Source organism: Nonomuraea sp. NPDC049607 (assembly GCF_040675375.1).
Taxonomy (GTDB): Bacteria; Actinomycetota; Actinomycetes; order Streptosporangiales; family Streptosporangiaceae; genus Nonomuraea.
In genome coordinates, this window is the sequence record NZ_JBFAOV010000017.1 from 55732 (window position 1) to 75730 (window position 19999).

The following is a 19999-nucleotide window of genomic DNA, read 5'->3' on the forward strand; positions in this document are numbered from 1 at the left end:
CATGCTGCGCTTATATCCCAGGATCTAGCGCTAAGTCCGGATTGTCGAACCTGAATGGCGGTTTGAGCAGGTGTTTTCCCAAAACCGACCAAGGATCGTTCAAGGATCAGGCGGACGCAGCCCCGCACGTGGGGTTCGGGCGGACGCAGCCCCGCACGTCACGATCAGGCGGGCGCACGCCCGCACGTCGGGATCAGGCGAACACGTCCTGCTGGTAGCGGCCGTCCGCCTCCAGGGCGGCCAGCCAGGCCGCGCCGTCCGCGCCGTCCCCGCCGGTGCGCCGCAGGTGCACGTCCAGCAGCGCCTGACGCACCGCGGGGGCCATCCGCAGGCCGTCGCCGCAGACGTAGACGTACGCGCCCTGTTCCAGCAGCTCCCACACCTCCTCGGCGTGACCGGCGACGGCGTCCTGGACGTAGCGGTACGGATGCCCGGCCACGGCCGAGAACGCGGTGTGCACGTTGACCTCCTCGCGGGCGGCCCAGGCGGTCACCTCGTCCCGGTACAGCCAGTCGTGGTCGGGGTGGCGGCAGCCGGTGAAGACCTCGGCCCGGCCGCCCGCCCCGCCCAGCGCCCGCTCCTCCAGGAAGCCGCGCAGCGGCGCGAACCCCGTGCCGGGGCCGACCAGGATGACCGGCGTGGCCGGGTCCTCCGGCAGCCGGAACGGCGGCGCGGGCACGCGTACGTACCCGTAGAACACCTCTCCGGGCCGCAGCCCGGCCAGGTACGCCGAGCACATGCCCTGGTAGGTGCCGCTGCCGGACCAGGCGGGCCCCTCGACCAGCCCGACGGTGAGCCGCACCAGGCCGGGGTCGGCCAGCGGCGAGGAGGAGACCGAGTAGTAGCGCGGCCGGATCGGCCCGGCCATCTCCAGGAACAACGGCAGCGGCAGCTCGACGGCCGGGAAACGCTCCAGCAGGCTCAGCGGCGAGACCCGCTTGGCCAGGATCTCGTCGGCGTAGTTCGCGGTCAGCTCGGCGAGCTGGCCGCGCGTCCAGGGGCAGCCGGTGTGCGCGGCCAGGGCCTCCAGGTCGGACCTGGTGGCCACCTCCTGCAGCTCGGCGAACTCGGTCAGCAGCAGCCCGGCCGTCACCGGCGTGTCCACGGGCAGGTGGGTGGCGCCGGCGGCGCGCAGCCGCACCACCTGCTCACGCGGGACGCGCAGGCAGCGCAGGGCCCACTCGACCAGCTCGGGATCGTTCTTGGCGAAGACGGCGACGTGGTCGCCCGCCGTGTACGTCACGCCCTCGGGCAGGCGGGCCACGATGGAGCGCACGCCGGGCCGCGGGGCCTCGGCCGAGAAGTCCCACAGGCCGGTGGGGTCGCCGGTGAGCTCCTCGTTGGACACGACGGTCAGCGGCACGGCCCGCTCGGACACGACGGCCGGCCTGACCTCGCTCTCGCCGAGCACGTCCATCTCGTAGCGCGGCCCGGCCGCGCCCGCCGGGGCGCTGTACTCCTCGGCCAGCGCGGCCCAGAGCCGGGCCGTCCACGCCGAGACGTCGCCGTCGAAGTCGCCGTCGGCGTCGGCCTCGCCGCGCTCGATCAGCGGCACCGCCCCGGCGGCGGTCAGCTTCTCCCCGGCCCGGCGCGGGAAGTCCTGGTACGTCGGCCACTGGGAGTTGCCGCAGCCGAGCACCGCCAGGCGCACGCCGGACAGGTCGGGCAGCTCCGCCAGGGCGTCGAAGCGCTGGGCGTTGTCGGGCGCCTTGCCGTTGTAGGAGGAGGCGACCACGACGAGCAGGCCCTCCGACGGCGGGGTGAGGTCGTCCAGGGTGGTCAGGGTGGTGGCGAAGCCGGACCGGCCGGCCCGCTCGGCCAGCCGCTCGGCGATGTCGGCGGCGGTGCCCAGGTTGGAGCCGTAGGCGACGGTGAGCGGCACGCCGGTGACCGCGAGGTCGCGCTCCTCGCCCGCCCCGGCGGCCTGGACGACCTCGGCGGCGGCGGTGCGCTCGTGGGCGCGGCGCTCGCGCACCCGCAGGGTGAACCCGTCGGGCTTGATGGTCAGCGTCTGCTTGATCTGCATCCGGTAGGCGTCCGGGTCGGAGACGGCGAAGCGGCGCAGGATCATGGCCAGGGCGAGCCGGGCCTCGGTCAGCGCGAACTGGCGGCCGATGCAGGCCCGCTCACCGTTGCCGAACGGCTTGTACGCCGCCGGGTGGTGGTCCTTCTTGTTCTCCGGCAGCCAGCGGTCGATGTCGAACTCCTCCGGCCGCTCCCACGCCTTGGGGTGGCGGTGCAGCGACGGCAGCAGCACGGCGACGCCCTGGCCGGCCTCGATCTCGTAGCCGCCGATGGTGGTGGGCTCGATGGCGCTGACGGCGAATGCGGGGATCGGCGACCAGACCCGCAGCGTCTCCTCCAGGATCCGGGGGATGACGTCGAGCTTCATGATCGTCTCGTAGCTGGGCGGTTCGTCGCCGGGCAGCAGGCGGTCGACCTCGTCGTAGGCCCTGGCCAGGGTGTGCGGGTCGCGTAGCAGGTTGTACAGGGCGAAGGAGAGCAGGCCGCTGGTGGTCTCATGCCCGGCGATCAGGAAGGTGAGCACCTGGTTGCGGATGTTCTCGTCGGACAGGCGGCCGCCGGTCTGCGGGTCGGCGGCCTCCAGCATGAGGCCGAGCAGGTCCTTGGTGTCGCCGGCGCCCTCGGTGCGGCGCCGCCTGATCACGTCGTCGACCAGGACACGCATGGTCTCGATGTCGCGCCGGTAGGTCTCCTCGTGGCCGCGCTTCAGCCGGGTGACGAACGGGAGCTGCTGGTTGCGCAGCATGGCCTCGGTCAGCGCGCCGCCCATGGCCTTCAGGAACGGGTGCAGCTCGGGCGAGGCGAAGGAGTCGAAGCGGAAGCCGAAGCCGGTCAGCGAGATGGTGTCCAGCGTGAGCCGGGTCATGTCGTCGGCCACGGGCAGGTCCTGCCCCTGGCGGCCGGCCCATGAGGCGACGAGCTGCTCGGCGACCTCCAGCATCTGCGGGTAGTACGCCTTCATCGAGCGCTGGCTGAAGGCGGGCAGCAGGATGCGGTGCGCCTGCCCCCACACCGGCTCGTGCAGCTCGGCGGTGAACAGGCCGTCGCCGCCGAAGTCGCGCACGATCGACAGCGGCGGGGTGATGCGCTTGACGAACCTGCTCTCGTCGCACACCTCCGCCACCAGGTCGGGGTCGTAGACCAGGACGATCGTGCGCCCGGCGACCTCCAGCCGGAAGATGCCCTCGTCGTACCGCTCGGCGACCTTGACGAAGTGCTCCACCGGCGAGTGGGCCGGGATCTGCAGCGTGTTGCCCAGGATCGGCAGGCCCTGCGGGGCGGGGATACGCCTCATGAGTGCTCCCTTCGGTAGCCATACACCGTATGGCTGACGCTACCATACGCTGTATGGCAGTGAGCGCGCGCAGGGGAGCGCCCCTGAGTCTCGGTGAGATCTGTTCCACGGCGCTGCGCCTGATCGACGAGGGCGGCGTCGAGGGGCTGTCGATGCGGAAACTGGCCGCCGAGCTGGACGTCAACCCCATGTCGGTCTATCACCACGTCGCGAGCAAGGAGGCGCTGCTGGCCCGCATCTGCGAGACGATCAGCGTCCGGCTGCCGCTGCCGCCCGACGACGGCACCCCATGGCCGGACCAGCTCCGGACCCTGGCCCTGGCCTACCACCGGCACGCCCGGCAACATCCGGCGATGTGGACCTATCTGCACAACCATCCCGAGTTCGTCGAGGACCGGCGGCTGCCGCTGTGGCAGGCGCTCTACCGCATCCTGCGCGCGTCCGGGGTGCCCGAGGAGGAGCTGCGGCGGACGAGCGAGGTGCTGCACGCGTTCGTCTCGGGGTTCGTCTTCGCCGAGACGCGAGGCCACCTGACGGGCGAGCCCGAGGAGGTCGAGCGCAGCTTCGACGTCGCCCTGAACATGATCATCCATGGCCTGGCCGCCCGGTGACCCCTGCGTTGGAAAGTCCAACCCACTCGCGTTAGGGTGAGTTGGACTTTCCAACGAACAGGAGGCCGCGATGCGCGACGCCGTCATCGTGCAAGCCGTACGCACCCCGATCGGCAAGGGCAAACCCGGCGGCGGGCTGCACGGGACGCACCCCGTCGACCTGCTCGCGCATGCCCTGCGCGCCCTGATCGAGCGCAGCGGCGTGGACCCGTCGCTGGTCGACGACGTGATCGGCGGCTGCGTCGACCAGGTGGGCGAGCAGGCCATGAACACCACCCGCTACGCCTGGCTGGCCGCCGGTTTCCCCGACTCGGTGCCCGCCGTCACGGTCGACCGGCAGTGCGGCTCGTCCCAGCAGGCCGTGCACTTCGCCGCGCAGGGCGTCATGTCCGGCGCGTACGACCTGGTCGTGGCCTGCGGCGTGGAGTCGATGAGCCGGGTGCCGATGTGGTCGAACGTGCCGCCGGGCGCCGACCCGTTCGGGCCCTCGGTGGCCGCCCGCTTCCCCGGGGGGCTCGTCCCGCAGGGCATCAGCGCCGAGCTGATCGCCGCGAAATGGTCGCTGAGCCGCGAGGAGATGGACGCCTTCTCCGCCGGCTCCCACGCCAAGGCCACCGCCGCCGACTTCGGCGCCGAGATCGCCCCGATCGCCGGCCTGGACCGGGACGAGTCGGTCCGGCCCGCCACCACGCCCGAGATCCTGGCCGGGCTGCGGCCCGCCTTCGCCGACCCCGGCTACGCCGCGCGATTCCCGCAGATCACCTGGTCGGTCACCGCCGGCAACACCAGCCCGATCAACGACGGCGCGGCGGCCGTCCTGATCACCAGCTCCGAGACGGCCGCCCGGCTGGGCCTGCGCCCGCTGGCCCGGCTGCACAGCTTCGCCGTCACGGGCTCCGACCCGCTGCTCATGCTCACCGGCGTGATCCCGGCGACGGAGAAGGTGCTGCGCCGCGCCGGGCTCTCGCTGTCCGACATCGAGCTGTTCGAGGTGAACGAGGCTTTCGCGAGCGTCGTACTGGCCTGGCTGCGGGAGACGGGGGCCGACCCGGCGAAGGTCAACGTCAACGGCGGCGCCATCGCCCTCGGCCATCCGCTCGGCGCCAGCGGCGCCCGGATCACCACCACGCTCGTGCACGCCATGCGCTCGCGCGGCGCGCGCTACGCCCTGCAGACCATGTGCGAGGCGGGCGGCCTGGCCAACGCGCTCGTCCTGGAAAGCCCGAGCTAGGGGTCAGGCGGCGTCCCAGACGGCCTCGAACGCCGCCTGGGTGATCTCCGTCAGTTCCCAGATCTCCAGCGGCTGGTCGGTGAGGAAGCCGCGCTCGTCCTGGAGCCGGCCCCACCAGTAGCGGTGGGCGACCCGGTCGGTGTCGACCTCGATCTGCCTGATCGCCCAGTGCTCGCCGTCGCCCTCGACGCTCTCGAACAGCCAGACGCGCCCGCCGGGGCCGGCGTCGTGCCAGAAGCGGTGGGGCACGTCGGCCTCGGCGAGCTGCTTGACCAGCGGCAGGCGAAGATCCGGAACCATGCTCGGTAGGCTACACCGCTACCGCTGGTAGGCCCCGGCGTCCGGCGCCCCCGTCAGCGCCCTGCCCAGCATGTCCTTGCCGAAGGCGGCGCCGCCGTACCACGTGGGCGACAGCGGCAGGCCGCGGCCCAGCGCCGGGGAGCCCGGACGCAGCCGCAGGTCGGTGCGGGAGACGAACAGCGGGTCGGCCTTGACCGACCTCGGCCCCAGCTTGAAGGTCATCTTGCGGCCGGAGTAGACGCTGCCGCCGTCGTCGACGCCCTTGCCGTCGGCCCAGCCCGCCTCGCCGCCGACCTGGATCACGTTGTTGCGCAACCTGAGGATGGCGGGCGAGCAGCCGTCGTGGCAGGACCAGCCGATGGTGTCCTTGGCCGGCAGGTAGACCGAGTTCTGGACGGCGATCGTGCCCTTGACCGGGCCGACGACGTGGCCGGGGCCGCGGGTGATGAGGAAGGAGCCGCGGCTGCGGCCGGAGGTGACGACGTTGAAGGCGAAGATGTTGCCGGTGGCGGTCTTGCCCTTCTGGGCGCCGAGCTCGGTGAAGGTCTCGTTGTCGCGCGCGGTGTTGTGGGTGACGCGGTTGCGGTCGCCGTTGAAGATCTCGACGGCGGACCCGTCGGTGCCGTAGTCGTGGCTCCTGGCGTAGCTGCCGGTGATGGTGTTGCGGGTCACCAGGTTGTCGTCGCCGTTGAGCAGCACGCCGAAGGCGCCGGAGTCGTTGTCGCCGCCCTCGTCGTTGACGCTCATGCGGTTGTTGCCGGTGAGCGTGCTGTCGCGGACGGTGTTGTGCGAGCCGGACGGCGTGATCCACACGCCCGCGACGTTGGCGTCGGCCTGGACGCCGGCCAGCTCGATGTGGTGGCCGCCGAGCTGGAACCCGGCGAACCGGCAGCCGGTGGCGCGCAGGCCGCCGATCTGCCAGTAGGCGCCCTTGACGACCACGCAGTCGCGCTCTTCGCCGCTGATCCTGGGCAGGGCGCCGGTGCCGTGGGAGCGGATGACGATGGGCCGGGCGGCGGTGCCCGAGGCCGTGAGCCGCAGCGGGCCGGTGAAGCTGCCGCCCCGCTTGAAGCTGACGGTGTCGCCCGGCTTGAGGGCGACGGAGTTGACCTTGTCCAGCGACTTCCACGGCTTGTCGGCGCTGGTGCCGGCGGCGGAGTCGTCGCCGGCCCTGGAATCGACGTAGTAGGTGGTGCCCGCCCTGGCCTCCGCGGCGGTCGGTACGGCGGTCAGAAGCGAAGCCGCGACGGCTACGGAGAGCAACCTCATGCGCGCACACCACTATCTAATTGAGAACGGTACGGGGCGGAGCCCTACCGTAGCGTGATCAGTGTGTGATGCGCCACACACACACCGCAGGTCCTTCTCCCGGGATCTCGTCGCCGTCCGGAGCGTTGTAGACGCCCTGGGCCTGCGCTCCGATGGGCAGCGCCGCGCCGGGCGCCCGGCGGACGGACACCAGCAGCGACTCCTCGAACGTCTCGCGCGCGAAAACCAGGCAGTCGGCGTCGGCATGCAGCCAGCGCAACCCTCCGTGACGCAGGGCGGGCTCGGCGCGGCGCAGCCCGAGCAGCGCGCGGTAGGCCGCCAGGGTCGCCTGGTCCTGGTCGTGCGGCCGGTTCCAGGGCATCGGGGTGCGCGAGTGCTCCCCGTTGATCCCGGTCAGGCCGAACTCGCTGCCGGCGAAGACCATGGGCGTGCCGGGCAGCGTGGCCTGCAGGCCCAGGGCGAGCAGGTGGCGTTCGCGTGAGCCGGTCACCGTACGGATGCGCGGCGAGTCGTGGGAGTCCAGGAGCTGCCAGGAGTGCGTGAGCGAGCGCCAGGACATGTGCGAGGCGAACGACCTGAACGTGGCCAGGGTGTCGGCGCCGTCACGCTCGGGCACGCCGCCCGGCACGCCTAGGAAGTGCGGGAGGTCCAGGTCGGGGCCGCGCAGCCAGGCCCAGACCGGGCGGGTGAAGCCGCCGTAGTTCATGGTGCCGTGCCAGCCGTCGCGGTCGAGGTCGAGCGAGGCGTCGTGGTTGTGCTCGGCGATGAAGGCCGCCTCGGGGCCGAGCTGGCGGCGCAGCATGGCGGCGACCTCGTGGTTGCGGTCTTCGGGGCCGAGCCTGGCGGTCATGTTGGCGACGTCCACGCGCCAGCCGTCCAGGGGGCCGAGCCACTTCTTCAGCACCGCGCGCATGCTGGAGCGCACCAGCTCGCTGCCCCAGTTGAGCTTGGGCAGCGACTTGACGCCCCACCACGACTCGTAGTCGCCGGTGTCGGGGTCGAAGTAGAACATCTCCCGTTCGAGGGCGTTCACGTCGGACACGGCGGCGGTGAACCATTCGTGGGCGTCGCCGCAGTGGTTGGTGGTGATGTCGCCGAGCAGGCGCATGCCGCGGGCGTGCAGCGCGCCCGACAGCCGGTGCAGGGCCTCGTCGCCGCCGAGCAGCGGGTCGACGTGCTCGAAGCTCGCGGCGTCGTAGCGGTGGTTGGAGCGGGCCGGGAAGACCGGCGTCAGGTAGACGGTGTCGGCGCCGAGCCCCTGGATGTGGTCCAGGCGCCGGGTGATCCCGTCGAGGTCGCCGCCGTAGAACTGCTGGGCGGTGCCGGGGCCGCTGGGGATCACCGGGTCGCGGTCCCAGTCGCGCGGCAGCGCCCAGTCGGGCAGGTCCGGCATCGGGCCGGAGCGGTCGAAGCGGTCGGGGAAGATCTGGTAGACGATCGCGTCCGACATCCACGAGGGCGGCGCCTGGTGGCAGACCAGGCGGAAGTCGCTCGCGTCGGTCAGGTCATGCGCAACCGGGCCGGCCGCGGTCAGCCACCGCTGGCCGCGGCGGGTGTGCAGCAGGAACCGGTACGGGGTGACCGGGTTGACCGCGGTGATCTCCGCCCGCCACCAGACGTCGTCCGCGCCGTAGCCGGCCACCGGCGTGCCGGTCCTGGAGTCGTCGACGCGGGCCTCGGCGTAGCGGGGCTCGCCGTCGCAGACGGTGCGCACGTGCACGCCGGTGATCCCGGCGGCCCGCGGGGCCCGCAACCAGAGGGTCACCCGCGAGCCGAGCGCCGGTTCCTGGCTGGAGACGTAGAGAGCTGAGCCGTCGTGATGCGGCTCGCCGACATAGCGCAATGAACTATCCCTTGACAGCCCCGGCCGTGAGGCCGGAGACGATGTACTTCTGCAGCCATAGGAACACGCTCACCGTGGGTACGGCGGTGAGCAACGTCGCCGCGGCGAACATGCCGAAGTTGGCGTTGCGGTGGTCGCCGGCGATCATGCCGTACATGCCGACGGCCAGGGTCTTGCTCTCGGGATCGCGCAGGAACACGTTGGCCATGAGGAACTCGCTCATGACGCCGATGAAGGCCAGCAGCGCGGTGACCGCCAGGATCGGCGTGACCAGCGGCATGATGACCCGCCAGAAGATCTGCGCGTGGGTGGCGCCGTCCACGGTGGCGGCCTCGTCGAGCTCCTTGGGCACGGTGTCGAGGAAGCCCTTCATCAGCCAGGTGTTCACGCCGAGCGCGCCGCCGAGGTAGAGCAGCAGCAGGCCCCAGACGGTGTTGAAGCCGAACGCCGGATACAGCTCGGTCACCCTGGTGAAGATCATGAAGATCGTCACGATGGCCAGGAACTGCGGGAACATCTGGATGAGCAGCAGTGCCAGCAGCCCGACCCGGCGTCCGGCGAAGCGCATGCGGCTGAAGGCGTAGGCGGCCAGCATCGACAGCAGCAGGCTCGCGAACGACGAGGCCAGCGCGATGAACACCGAGTTGAAGAACCACCGGCCGAACGGATAGCTGTCGGAGGTGAGCAGGTTGACGAAGTTGTTCAGGCTCGCCCCCGACGGCAGCAGGTCGGTGGAGGCCAGCGTGCCCATCGGGTTGATCGCGGCCGAGACCACGAACAGGATCGGGAACAGCGCGAACGCGCACACCAGCAGCACGAACACGTGCCTGAGCGCGATCCTCATGCGTAGACCTCCTCCTGCTTGCGGGTACGGCGGAAGGCCACGGCCGAGATGACCGCCACGATCGCGAAGATGAACACCGAGATCGCCGCCGCGAACCCGAACTGCGCCCCGCCCGCGCCGAACGCCAGCCGGAAGGTGTAGGTGATCAGCAGGTCGGTGGCGCCCACCTGCGGGCTCTCGGCCGGGAACGGCCCGCCCTCGGTGGTGAGCGCGATGGCGTTGAAGTTGTTGAAGTTGAACGCGAACGACGAGATCAGCAGCGGCGTCAGCGCGACCAGCAGCAGCGGCAGCGTCACCCGGCGGAACGCCTTGGACGGAGTGGCGCCGTCGATGGAGGCCGCCTCGGTCAGCTCGCGCGGGATCGCCTGGAGCGCGCCGGTGGTGACCAGGAACATGTACGGGAAGCCGAGCCACAGGTTGACCAGGATGACCGCGAACCGGGCGGTGAGCGGCTCGCCGAGCCAGTCGACGTTCAGCCCGAAGAACTGGTTGATCAGGCCGAAGTCGCGGTTGAACATGTCGCGCCAGACCAGGAGCATGGCGAAGGCCGGCATGGCGTACGGCAGGATCAGCGCGATCCGGTACGCCTTCGTGCCGCGCATGCGCGGATGGTGCAGCGCCAGCGCCACGGCCATGCCCAGCCCGAACGTGCCGGCCACGGAGACCAGCGCGAACACCAGGTTCCAGCCCAGCACGCCGACGAAGTAGCCGGAGATGGTGGGGTTGGTCAGGACGCGGGCGAAGTTGTCCAAGCCGACGTTCACCTGCCAGCCCTGGGCCAGGTGCTCGCCCTTGGCGTTGACGAAGTAGCCCTGGTCCTCGTCGGCCGTCCAGGTGTCGCCGTTGCCCTTGACGCAGTCGCAGGCGGCCTCATAGACGAGCGCGGCCCTGCCCTCCACGGCCCGGCTCAGGCCGTTGGCCTTGATCACGCCGCCCGGCGTCGGCACGGACAGCGCCGAGATCTCCTGGCCGCGGGCGGCGGCCTCGGGCGCCTTCAGCACGGTCACGCCGGGGGCCGACAGGACCTTGCCGGTGAGGCCGACCTGGGCGCCCTCCAGCGGGGTCAGCCCTTCGCCGGTGCCCAGCCGTACCTGCTTGGTCTTGGGGTCGACCAGCAGGAACACCAGCTCGTCGCCGCGCAGGGCGGTGGTCAGGCCGTACTCGGGCGAGCCGGGGGCCTGGCGGACCGAGCCGGTCTCGATGGCGGTGACGGCGTCGGCCTTGTCGCCACGGTGCCCGTCGCCGAAGTTCGTGAACGCGGTGGTCACCGTGTAGAGCACGGGCAGCACCTGGAAGGCGATCAGGAACAGGGTGCCGGGGACGAGGTACTTGGCCGGGATGAAGCGGCGGGTCAGGTAGAGGTAGGCGATGGCCGCGGCGGCCAGCCCCAGCAGCGTGAGCGAGACCCACGACTCGGCGGCGACCAGCGGCGGCACGGCGTAGAGCAGGATCGCGGCGGCCACGGCGAGCACCGCGATCCTGCTCACCACGAACGCCGTGGTGAGTTCCCGGCGAGGCCGCGGGGACCGGTCGGTCCCCACGGCCTCGTGCACGTCCTGGGTCATGTCAGTTCTTGAGCGCGCCGTCGATGGCCTTCTGCGCGGCGGCGGCGGCCTTGGCGGCGTCGCCGCCCTTGACCACGGCCGTCTCCGCGATGCCGAACGGCTCCCAGATGGCGGCCATCTCGGGGATGGCGGGCATCGGCATGCCGCTCTTGCCGGCGTCCATGAACTTGGCGGCGTCGGGGTCGGCGGCCTGGACCTCCTGCAGCGCGGCGGTCAGCGCCGGGGGCCGGGGGTCGGCCTCGTACAGGGCCTTGGCGACGTCCTTGTTGGTGACGTAGTTGGCGACGAACTCCTGGGCCAGGGCCTTGCTCTTGCCCTTGGCGGCCACGAAGAACGTCTGGACGCCGACGAACGGCGTGGCCGGCTTGCCGTCCTTGAACGCCGGGACGGGCGTGATGTCGTAGGAGACGCCGCCCTTCTTGACCTCGCTCATGGCCCACGGGCCGGAGATCAGGTAGGCGCACTTGCCGGCGGCGAAGTTGACGATGTAGTTCTCGTTGGTGACCGACGTCTTGAGCGCGCCGTCACCCTTCTCGCCGAGCTCCTTCAGCTTGCCGAACGCCTTGACCGAGCCCTCGGAGCCGAGCAGCACCTGCTTGGGGTCGGGGTCGCCGGAGGCGGTCTGGCCGAACAGCGCGCCGCCCGCGGACGCGAACAGCGGGTAGGCGTGGAAGGCGTCGCCCTTGACGCCGACGGGCAGGCAGAGCACCTCCTTGACCTTGCCGGCCTTCTTCAGCTCCTTGCCCTTGTCGATCATCTCGTCGAGCGTGGCGGGGGCGTCGGGGGCGAGCTTGGTGTTGCGGATCAGGGCGATGTTCTCCACCGCGTACGGGGCGCCGTACACCTGGCCGTTGAAGGTGACCGCCTTCATGGCGATCTCCGAGAAGGCCGCCTTCTGCTCGTCGGTCAGCGTGACGGGGTCGATGGCGCCGTTCTGGACGAGGTTGCCGATCCAGTCGTGCGCGCCGATCATGATGTCCGGACCGCTGCCCTGCTGGGAGGCGGTCAGGAAGGTCATCTGGTTGTCCTTGCTGATCTCCTTCACCTCGACGGTCACGCCGTTCTCGGTGCCGAACTGGTCGGCGAAGGGCTTGAGCGGCTTGACCCGGCTCGGGTCGGCCCAGATGACCAGCGTGCCGCCCGCCGCCGAGGCCGGAGCCGAGGCCGAGGCCGAACCGCTGGGCTGCGCCGACGAGGCGGGCGCGCCGGAGTCACCACAAGCCGTAGCGGCGAACGCGAGGGTGGAGAGGGCGGCCACTCCCAGGACCCGTACACGCATGAGACCTCCCGAGGTCATGGAGGAGCGGCGGCGCCTGCGTGCGCCGCCGTCAAAAGATCGTTATCCGCCGCTGTTCACGGCTTACGTTTCCGGGACGTTAGCGGCTCTTTGCAAGAATTGGAAGAACTTGCGAAAGAGCGTTACCGGAACCACATCCGACCCGTCGCCCGCTGACCTCGTCCCCGCCCGCGAGAACGCCTTGACGCCCAATCTGCAACTTTCCGAAACTTGCACTTGACCTGTCGCAAGAACGCGCGACATCCTGCACCAGACATCACGGACATCCGGGGGAAGGAAAGCCATGCTCGGCAACGACGACTGGTGGCGGGACGCCGTCGTGTATCAGGTCTACCCCCGGAGCTTCGCCGACGCGGACGGCGACGGCACCGGCGACCTGAAGGGCGTGCGGGCGCGCCTGGACTACCTGGCCAGGCTGGGCGTGGACGCGATCTGGCTGAGCCCCTTCTACACCTCCCCCATGGCCGACGGCGGCTACGACGTGGCCGACTACCGGGACGTGGACCCGATGTTCGGCACGCTGGCCGACTTCGACGCCCTGGTCGCGCAGGCCCACGGGCACGGCATCCGGGTGATCGTGGACCTCGTCCCCAACCACTCCTCCGACCGCCACCCCTGGTTCCAGGGCGGCCTGCGCGACCGTTACATCTTCCGCGACCGGCCCAACGACTGGGAGTCGATCTTCGGCGGCCCCGCCTGGACCCAGGTCGAGGACGGCCAGTGGTACCTGCACCTGTTCGCGCCCGAGCAGCCCGACCTCAACTGGGACAATCCCGAGGTGCGCGCCGAGTTCCGCGACGTCCTGCGCTTCTGGCTGGACCGCGGCGTGGACGGCTTCCGGGTGGACGTGGCCCACGGCATGGTCAAGGCCGAGGGGCTGCCCGACGTCGGCCCCAAGGAGGGCCGCCAGGCCGAGATGCTGGGCGACGAGCGGGTGCCCTACTTCGACCAGGACGGCGTGCACGACATCTACCGGGAGTGGCGGCCGATCCTCGACTCCTACCCCGGCGGGCGGATGGCCGTCGCCGAGGCGTGGGTGTCCTCGCCCGAGCGGCTGGCCCGGTACGTGGGGCCGGACGAGCTGCACCAGGCGTTCAACTTCGAGTTCATGATGGCCGACTTCCACGCCAAGTCGTTCCGTTCGGTGATCGAGAAGTCGCTGGCCGAGGCCGAGCTGGTCGGCGCGCCCACCACCTGGGTGCTGTCCAACCACGACAAGCCCCGCCACGTCACCCGGCACGGCGGCCTGGCCCGCGCCCGCGCGGCGACGCTGCTCATGCTGGCCCTGCCCGGCTCGGCCTACCTCTACAACGGCGAGGAGCTGGGCCTGCCCGAGGTCCTCGACCTGCCCGACGAGCTGCGCCAGGACCCGGCCTTCCGGCGCACCGGCGAGAGCCGCGACGGCTGCCGGGTGCCGATCCCGTGGACGAGCGAGCCGGGCTGCGGCTGGACCGACCCGTGGCTGCCGATCCCCGCCTCGTGGACACTGCTGTCGGCCGCGGCCCAGGAGCACGACCCGGACTCCACGCTGCACCTCTACCGGGCCGCGCTCAGGCTGCGCAAGGAGCACCCGGCGCTCGGCGGCGGCACGCTGAGGTGGCTGGAGACCTCCGAGGACGTGCTGGCCGTCCAGCGCGACCCGGGCCTGGTCGTGATGCTGAACACCGGCGAGGAGCCGGTCGCCCCGGTCGTGCCCGGCACGGTGCTGCTGGCCAGCGGTCCGCTGGCGGCCGACGGCTCGGTCCCGCCGGACACCACGGTCTGGATCCAGCGCTGACGTTGGCGGAACCTTTCCCTCAACGCTGCCTGAACGCGGCATGTGGCGGCAATGACGGTTAGTAGTCTCGGGGAGTGCCACCCATGTGGGCCCGCTCCCTGCGCGGACGCGTCACCCTCATCGCGACGGCCGTAGCCGCCCTCGTGCTGATCCCCGTGGGCATCGCCGGGTGCATCGTCTCGCGGTCCCTGGTGACGGCCGCCGTCTACCGGGACACGCGGGACACCGCCGAGCGGGTGGCCTCCGAGATGCGCGCGGGCGGGCTGCCGCAGGGCGCCACGATCCCGGTGCCCAATCCGTCCATCGACCTGATCCAGGTGGTCGGGACCGACGGCCGCGTCCTGGCCAGCAGCGACGCGGCCAGGAACCTGCCGCCGCTCAGCGACGTGCGGCCCACCGCCGAGAGCCGCGTCGTCAACACCACCAACTGCCTGCCGACCGAGTGCGTGCACCTGTCGGCGGTCAAGGCCGGCATGTCGGAGGACTCCCCCATCGTCTACGCCGGCCGCAGCACCCCGGAGGTGCTGGCCTCGCAGACGCTGGAGGTGATCGTGTTCTCCCAGGTGGCGGTGCTGATCGCGCTCACCGCCTGGGCGACCTGGCTGGTCACCGGCCGCGCGCTGCGCCCGGTGGCGACCATGCGCGCCGAGCTGGACGCGGTCAGCGCCGGCGACCTGAGCCACCGGGTCACCCAGCCGGGCGGCGAGGACGAGGTCGCCATGCTGGCCAAGGCCGTCAACAACACACTGGCCCGGCTGGAACGTTCCGCGCTGCAACAACGCCAGTTCGCCTCCGACGCCTCCCACGAGCTGCGCACCCCGATCGCCGGGCTGCGCGCCCAACTGGAGAGCGCCCAGCTCTACCCGGAGGACACCGACGTGGAGGCGCTGGTGGACAGCGCCCTGCGCGACACCGACCGGCTGGAGGCGATCATCACCGACCTGCTGCTGCTGGCCAGGATCGGCTCCCGGGTGGACATGGCCAGGGAGCCGGTGGACCTGGCCGACCTCGTACGGCAGGAGCTGGCCGTGCGCAGCGACAAACTGCCCACGCGGCTGGAGCTGACCGAGGGCGTGGTCGTCGAGGGCGTGCGCCTGCAACTGGCCCGGGTGCTGACGAACCTGCTGGACAACGCCCAGCGGCACGCCGAGACCCTGGTGCTGGTCGTGGTCGCCAGGGAGGCGGGCCCGGCCAGGGGCGGCACGGCCGTGCTGGCGGTGGAGAACGACGGCCAGGAGATCGCCGAGGCCGACCGCGAGCGCATCTTCGAGCGGTTCACCCGCCTGGACGCCGCCCGCAGCCGCGACTCCGGCGGCACCGGCCTCGGCCTGGCGATCGCCAGGGACGTGGCGATGGCCCACCGGGGCAGCGTGCGGGTGGAGGACCGCCGGGGCGGGGCGCGGTTCGTCCTGAGGCTTCCGGCCATCTGATGTCGATAGCGTAGATTTCCGGCAGCCGGTTAGTGGATCATGCCCTCATGACGCAAGAAGTCCCCCAGGGCGTGGATCCTCACATCCCCAACACCGCGCGTATGTACGACTACTTCCTGGGCGGAAAGAACAATTTCCCGGCCGACCGGGAGCTGGCCGAGCTGGTGCTGAGCGCGATGCCGGAGGTCAGGGACGGCACGCGGGAGAACCGGCTGCTGATCGGCCGGATGGTGAAGTACCTGTGCGACCGGGGTGTCACCCAGTTCCTCGACCTCGGCTCCGGTCTGCCGGCCGCCGAGAACGTGCACGAGGTGGCGTTGCGGCTCGCGCCGGAGGCCCGCGTGGTCTACGTGGACAGCGACCCGGTGGTGGCCGCGCACGGCCGGGCGCTGCTGGCCGACCCCGGGCAGGTGGCCATGCTGCACGGCGACGTCCGGCGCCCGCGGGAGGTGCTGGACAGCCCCGAGGTGCGCGGGCTGCTGGACTTCGGCAAGCCCGTCGCCGTGCTCATGATGTTCGTGCTGCACCTGATCCCCGACAAGGACGACCCGCAGGGCTTCGTGGCCGCCTACCGCGACGCGCTCGCCCCCGGCAGCTACCTGGCCCTGTCGCACGTGGGCACCGACCACGCGCCGCAGCGCGTGGCCCGCGTCAGCCAGTTCTACCGGCGAGCCAACGCGCCCTTCTGCCCGCGGCCGGGCAAGGAGATCGCGGCTTTCTTCGGCGACTTCGAGCTGATCCCGCCCGGTCTGGCCACGGGCAAGGGGCCGGAGCTCGGTTTCCCGTTCACCGACCCCCAGAACCCGCCCTTCTACGACGACGACTTCGCCCGCATGGGCTACGCGGGCATCGGCCGCAAGCCCTAGACCCCTAGACGCTTCGCACGCGGGCCCTAGACGCGCACAACCTCGCGTTCCGCCTCCGGCCCGGGGCGGTCGTCCGCCTCGTCGAGCAGCGTGGACTCGTCGAACGGCGCCCGCCCGGCCAGCACCTCGGCGGCGCGTTCCCGGTCGAACTCGCCGGTCCAGGTGCCGACCACGACGGTGGCCACGGCGTTGCCCGCGAAGTTGGTCAGCGCCCTGGCCTCGGACATGAACCGGTCGATGCCGACGATGAGGCCGACGCCGTCCACCAGTTCGGGGCGGTGCGACTGCAGGCCGCCGGCGAGCGTGGCCAGGCCCGCGCCGGTCACGCCCGCGGCGCCCTTGGAGGCGACCATCATGAACAGCAGCAGCGAGATCTGCTCGCCGACCTGCAGCGGCGCGCCGGTGGCCGAGGCGATGAACAGCGTGGCCATGGTGAGGTAGATGGCGGTGCCGTCGAGGTTGAAGGAGTAGCCGGTCGGGACGGTGATGCCGGCCACCGTCCGGCTCACCCCGAAGTGCTCCATCTTGGCGATCAGCCGCGGCAGCGCCGTCTCCGACGACGACGTGGACAGGATCAGCAGGAACTCCCGGCCGAGGTAGCGCAGCAGCGACCACAGGTTGATCCGGGCGACCAGCCACAGCAGCGCGCCCAGCACCACGCCCACGAACAGCAGGCAGGTGACGTAGAAGGCGATCATGATGATGGCCAGGCTCTTGAGCGCCTCGATCCCGGTGGCGCCGACCACGGCCGCGATGGCCCCGAAAGCGCCGACCGGCGCGGCCCACATGACCATGGCCAGGATGCGGAACACCAGCCGCTGGACGTGCTCGACGCCGCGCAGGATCGGCGCGCCCCGCTCCCCCATCGCCTGCAGCGCGAACCCGGCCAGCAGCGCCACCAGCAGCGTCTGCAGGACCGAGCCCTCGGTGAAGGCCGACACCAGGGTGACGGGGATGATGCCGAGCAGGAAGTCGACCCCGCCGGTGGCCTCGCCCTTGGCCGCCTCGGCCTCGGCGGCCTGCTTGGCGGCGTCGGTCAGGTGCAGCCCGGAGCCGGGGTCGATGACGTTGCCGACCAGCAGGCCGATGACCAGGGCCACGGTGGACATCACCATGAAGTAGCCGAGTGCGAGGCCGCCGACCTTGCCGACCTTGGCGGCCTGGCGTACCGAGCCGATGCCGAGCACGATCGTGCAGAAGATGATGGGGCTGATCAGCATCTTGATCAGCGCCACGAAGCCGGTGCCGAGGGGTTTGAGCTCCTTGCCCGCCTCCGGCCAGACGAATCCGACCAGGATGCCGAGCAGGACCGCCACGACGACGGCCAGGTACAGGTAACGAGTTCGATCACGCATGGGGGGTCTCTCCACCGCTTTGGAAAAAGGGGCTGGCCGTGCGACTATGCGCCTCACTGTGACCCACGTCACGATTGAGTAAGTTTCGTTCACGCGAGGGGAGGCTCATGCGCCGCTGGAGCCTGGCGGGCCAGATGCTGGTCCTGCAGTTGCTCGTGGTCGCGGTCGCCGTCACCGGCTGCGTGGTGCTCGCGCTGGTGCAGGCCCATCGCCTGCTGACCGAGGAGGCGGGCGCCACGGCCAGGGCCGTGGCGGTCAGCGTGGCCGCCGCGCCGGGCGTGGCCGCCGCCCTGGACGACCCGGAACCGACCCTGGCGCTGCAGCCGTACGCCGAACGGGTGCGCGAGCAGACGGGCGTCGACTTCGTCACCATCATGAAGCCGGACGGCACCCGCTACACCCACCCGAACCCGGCCGAGATCGGCAGACGTTTCCTCGGCCACACCGGGCGGGCGCTGGCCGGTGAGACCTTCGTCGAGACCTACACCGGCACGCTCGGCCCCTCCAAGCGGGCCGTGACGCCCGTGTGGTCCGGGGGCCGGGTGCGGGCCCTGGTCAGCGCGGGCATCACGATCGACCGGATCAGCGCCAGGCTGCGCGACCAGCTCGCCTGGAGCGGCCTGGTCGCCGCACTGGCGCTCGGCCTGGGCGCGGCCGGGACGTGGCTGGTCACCGTACGGCTGCGCCGCCAGACCCACGGGCTCGGCCCGGTGGAGCTGGGCCGCATCCACGACCACCACGACGCCGTCCTGCACGCCGTGCGGGAGGGCCTGCTGCTGGTCAGCGGCGACGGCACGCTGACGCTCTGCAACGACGCCGCCCGGCAGCTCCTGGACCTGCCGCCGGACGCCGAGGGCCGGCACGTGGCCGAGCTGGGCCTGTCGGCGCTGCTGGAGGGCCATGAGGAACGCGTGCACCTGGCCGGCGACCGGGTGCTGGCCGTCAACATCGCGGCCAGCAGGCTCGGCACGGTGGTGACCGTACGCGACCACACCGAGCTGCAGGCGCTGGCCGGGCAGCTCGACGCCGAGCGCGGCTTCGCCGACTCGCTGCGCTCGGCCGCGCACGAGGCCGCCAACCGGCTGCACACCGTGATCACGCTGGTCGAGCTGGGACGCACCGAGCAGGCGGTCGCGCTGGGCACGGCGGAGCTGCGCGCGGCGCAGGAGCTGACCGACCGGGTGGTGGGCGCGGTGCGCGAGCCGGTGCTGGCCGCGCTGCTGCTCGGCAAGAGCGCCGAGGCGGCCGAGCGCGGCGGCGAGCTGGTGCTGACGCCGGACAGCGACCTGGACGACCTGGGCCTGGACCCGCGCGACCTGGTGACGATCGTCGGCAACCTGGTCGACAACGCCCTCGACGCGGCCACCAGGGTCGAGGTGCGCCTGAGCGCGGACCGGGACGGGGTGGTGATCAGGGTGGCCGACGACGGGCCGGGGCTGACCACGCCGGAGGCGTTCGCGAAGGGCTGGACCACCAAGGGCGACGGCCACGGGCTCGGGCTGGCGCTGGTCGGGCAGGCGGTGCGCCGCCTCGGCGGCACGATCGACGTGGCCGGATCGGCGTTCACCGTGCGCCTGCCGGTCCCGGAGCGGGTGCGATGAGCGGGCCGGGTGGGGCGGTCTCCGTGCTGATCGTGGAGGACGAGGGGATCACGGCCGAGGCCAACCGGGTCTACGTCGAGCGGGTGGCCGGCTTCGAGGTGGCCGGGGTGGCCCGCTCGGGCGGCGAGGCGCTGCGGTTCCTGCGCGGGCGGCCCGTCGACCTCATCCTGCTCGACCTGTACCTGCCCGACATGCACGGCCTGGAGGTGTGCCGCGCGGTGCGGGCCGGCGGGCTGCTGTGCGACGTCATCGCCGTCACCTCCGCGCGCGACCTGGCCATGGTCCGTTCGGCGGTGTCGCTGGGCGTCTCGCAGTACCTTCTCAAGCCGTTCACCTACGCGACCCTGGCCGAGAAGCTGACGCGTTACGCCCGGTTCAGGCAGGACACCGGCGTGATCGTCGCCCAGGGCGACGTGGACCGGGTGCTCGGCACCCTGCGCGGCCCCTCCGAGCTGCCCAAAGGGCTGGCCCGCGACACCCTCGACGCCGTGTCGGCCCGGCTGCGCGAGCGGCCCGGCGGCAGCTCCGCGCAGAGCGTCGCCGAGGCCGTGGGGGTGTCGCGGGTGACCGCCCGCCGCTACCTGGAACACCTGGTCGAGCTGGGGATGGCGGTGCGCGTGCCGCAGTACGGCGGGGTCGGCCGGCCAGAGTTGCTCTACCGGATCCCCATGGAAAGTTAATGGCGGTGACG

15 protein-coding genes are annotated in these 19999 nt (G+C 71.6%); 7 read left to right on the plus strand and 8 right to left on the minus strand.

Features of this window, described 5'->3' with window-relative positions; all coding sequences use genetic code 11:
* Positions 1 to 193: 193 nt before the first annotated feature.
* Positions 194 to 3319 (minus strand): cytochrome P450, encoded by a 3126-nt coding sequence (locus tag AB0J97_RS29710; protein WP_364094435.1) that lies wholly within the window; start codon positions 3317 to 3319, stop codon positions 194 to 196.
* A gap of 53 nt (positions 3320 to 3372) precedes the next feature.
* Between AB0J97_RS29710 and AB0J97_RS29715 the strand changes: the two genes are divergently transcribed.
* Together AB0J97_RS29715 and AB0J97_RS29720 are read left to right on the plus strand one after the other, a co-directional pair.
* On the plus strand, positions 3373 to 3930 hold the full coding sequence (locus tag AB0J97_RS29715) for a TetR family transcriptional regulator (RefSeq protein WP_357695915.1): 558 nt from the start codon (positions 3373 to 3375) through the stop codon (positions 3928 to 3930).
* A gap of 70 nt (positions 3931 to 4000) precedes the next feature.
* The gene (locus tag AB0J97_RS29720; protein ID WP_364094438.1) at positions 4001 to 5161 is read left to right on the plus strand and encodes a thiolase family protein; all 1161 of its coding nucleotides are present in this window, start codon (positions 4001 to 4003) and stop codon (positions 5159 to 5161) included.
* Between the two features lie 3 nt (positions 5162 to 5164).
* Here AB0J97_RS29720 and AB0J97_RS29725 read toward each other — a convergent pair whose 3' ends face one another.
* Genes AB0J97_RS29725 through AB0J97_RS29750 form a run of 6 tightly spaced genes read right to left on the minus strand, consistent with a single transcriptional unit; the run spans position 5165 to position 12261 of the window.
* Positions 5165 to 5461 carry a hypothetical protein gene (locus tag AB0J97_RS29725; protein WP_357695911.1) on the minus strand — a complete coding sequence of 99 codons (297 nt, stop codon included), beginning with the start codon at positions 5459 to 5461 and terminating at the stop codon, positions 5165 to 5167.
* A gap of 18 nt (positions 5462 to 5479) precedes the next feature.
* The gene (locus AB0J97_RS29730) at positions 5480 to 6730 is read right to left on the minus strand and encodes a NosD domain-containing protein (RefSeq protein ID WP_364094441.1); all 1251 of its coding nucleotides are present in this window, start codon (positions 6728 to 6730) and stop codon (positions 5480 to 5482) included.
* Between the two features lie 58 nt (positions 6731 to 6788).
* Complete coding sequence (locus tag AB0J97_RS29735; protein WP_364094444.1) at positions 6789 to 8573, minus strand: glycoside hydrolase family 13 protein; 1785 nt, start codon at positions 8571 to 8573, stop codon at positions 6789 to 6791.
* A gap of 4 nt (positions 8574 to 8577) precedes the next feature.
* Positions 8578 to 9417, minus strand: a complete 840-nt coding sequence (locus AB0J97_RS29740; protein WP_357695905.1) for a sugar ABC transporter permease — start codon at positions 9415 to 9417, stop codon at positions 8578 to 8580.
* Complete coding sequence (locus tag AB0J97_RS29745) at positions 9414 to 10982, minus strand: ABC transporter permease subunit (RefSeq protein ID WP_357695903.1); 1569 nt, start codon at positions 10980 to 10982, stop codon at positions 9414 to 9416. The genes AB0J97_RS29740 and AB0J97_RS29745 overlap by 4 nt, the downstream gene beginning before the upstream one ends.
* A 1-nt stretch (position 10983) precedes the next feature.
* Entirely contained in the window at positions 10984 to 12261 is a 1278-nt protein-coding gene (locus AB0J97_RS29750; RefSeq protein WP_357695901.1) for a maltose ABC transporter substrate-binding protein, read from the minus strand.
* A 301-nt stretch (positions 12262 to 12562) separates the two neighbouring features.
* Between AB0J97_RS29750 and AB0J97_RS29755 the strand changes: the two genes are divergently transcribed.
* The 3 genes from AB0J97_RS29755 to AB0J97_RS29765 all read left to right on the plus strand — a co-directional run bounded on the left by AB0J97_RS29755 (position 12563) and on the right by AB0J97_RS29765 (position 16352).
* Positions 12563 to 14056, plus strand: a complete 1494-nt coding sequence (locus AB0J97_RS29755; RefSeq protein ID WP_364094449.1) for a glycoside hydrolase family 13 protein — start codon at positions 12563 to 12565, stop codon at positions 14054 to 14056.
* A gap of 83 nt (positions 14057 to 14139) precedes the next feature.
* Entirely contained in the window at positions 14140 to 15486 is a 1347-nt protein-coding gene (locus AB0J97_RS29760; protein WP_357695897.1) for an ATP-binding protein, read from the plus strand.
* A 47-nt stretch (positions 15487 to 15533) separates the two neighbouring features.
* Complete coding sequence (locus AB0J97_RS29765; protein WP_357695895.1) at positions 15534 to 16352, plus strand: SAM-dependent methyltransferase; 819 nt, start codon at positions 15534 to 15536, stop codon at positions 16350 to 16352.
* Between the two features lie 26 nt (positions 16353 to 16378).
* Here AB0J97_RS29765 and AB0J97_RS29770 read toward each other — a convergent pair whose 3' ends face one another.
* The gene (locus AB0J97_RS29770) at positions 16379 to 17707 is read right to left on the minus strand and encodes a cation:dicarboxylase symporter family transporter (RefSeq protein ID WP_357695893.1); all 1329 of its coding nucleotides are present in this window, start codon (positions 17705 to 17707) and stop codon (positions 16379 to 16381) included.
* Between the two features lie 107 nt (positions 17708 to 17814).
* Between AB0J97_RS29770 and AB0J97_RS29775 the strand changes: the two genes are divergently transcribed.
* Both AB0J97_RS29775 and AB0J97_RS29780 read left to right on the plus strand, forming a co-directional pair.
* The gene (locus AB0J97_RS29775) at positions 17815 to 19308 is read left to right on the plus strand and encodes an ATP-binding protein (protein ID WP_364094454.1); all 1494 of its coding nucleotides are present in this window, start codon (positions 17815 to 17817) and stop codon (positions 19306 to 19308) included.
* Positions 19305 to 19988: a response regulator gene (locus tag AB0J97_RS29780; RefSeq protein WP_357695889.1), complete on the plus strand. Its 684-nt coding sequence runs from the start codon at positions 19305 to 19307 to the stop codon at positions 19986 to 19988. The genes AB0J97_RS29775 and AB0J97_RS29780 overlap by 4 nt, the downstream gene beginning before the upstream one ends.
* Positions 19989 to 19999 lie beyond the last annotated feature (11 nt).

Coding starts and splice junctions, on each gene's coding strand:
- AB0J97_RS29710 (WP_364094435.1), bottom strand. CDS start 3,319: ATGAGGCGTATCCCCGCCCCGCAGGGCCTGCCGATCCTGGGCAACACG.
- AB0J97_RS29715 (WP_357695915.1), top strand. CDS start 3,373: ATGGCAGTGAGCGCGCGCAGGGGAGCGCCCCTGAGTCTCGGTGAGATC.
- AB0J97_RS29720 (WP_364094438.1), top strand. CDS start 4,001: ATGCGCGACGCCGTCATCGTGCAAGCCGTACGCACCCCGATCGGCAAG.
- AB0J97_RS29725 (WP_357695911.1), bottom strand. CDS start 5,461: ATGGTTCCGGATCTTCGCCTGCCGCTGGTCAAGCAGCTCGCCGAGGCC.
- AB0J97_RS29730 (WP_364094441.1), bottom strand. CDS start 6,730: ATGAGGTTGCTCTCCGTAGCCGTCGCGGCTTCGCTTCTGACCGCCGTA.
- AB0J97_RS29740 (WP_357695905.1), bottom strand. CDS start 9,417: ATGAGGATCGCGCTCAGGCACGTGTTCGTGCTGCTGGTGTGCGCGTTC.
- AB0J97_RS29745 (WP_357695903.1), bottom strand. CDS start 10,982: ATGACCCAGGACGTGCACGAGGCCGTGGGGACCGACCGGTCCCCGCGG.
- AB0J97_RS29750 (WP_357695901.1), bottom strand. CDS start 12,261: ATGCGTGTACGGGTCCTGGGAGTGGCCGCCCTCTCCACCCTCGCGTTC.
- AB0J97_RS29755 (WP_364094449.1), top strand. CDS start 12,563: ATGCTCGGCAACGACGACTGGTGGCGGGACGCCGTCGTGTATCAGGTC.
- AB0J97_RS29760 (WP_357695897.1), top strand. CDS start 14,140: ATGTGGGCCCGCTCCCTGCGCGGACGCGTCACCCTCATCGCGACGGCC.
- AB0J97_RS29765 (WP_357695895.1), top strand. CDS start 15,534: ATGACGCAAGAAGTCCCCCAGGGCGTGGATCCTCACATCCCCAACACC.
- AB0J97_RS29770 (WP_357695893.1), bottom strand. CDS start 17,707: ATGCGTGATCGAACTCGTTACCTGTACCTGGCCGTCGTCGTGGCGGTC.
- AB0J97_RS29775 (WP_364094454.1), top strand. CDS start 17,815: ATGCGCCGCTGGAGCCTGGCGGGCCAGATGCTGGTCCTGCAGTTGCTC.
- AB0J97_RS29780 (WP_357695889.1), top strand. CDS start 19,305: ATGAGCGGGCCGGGTGGGGCGGTCTCCGTGCTGATCGTGGAGGACGAG.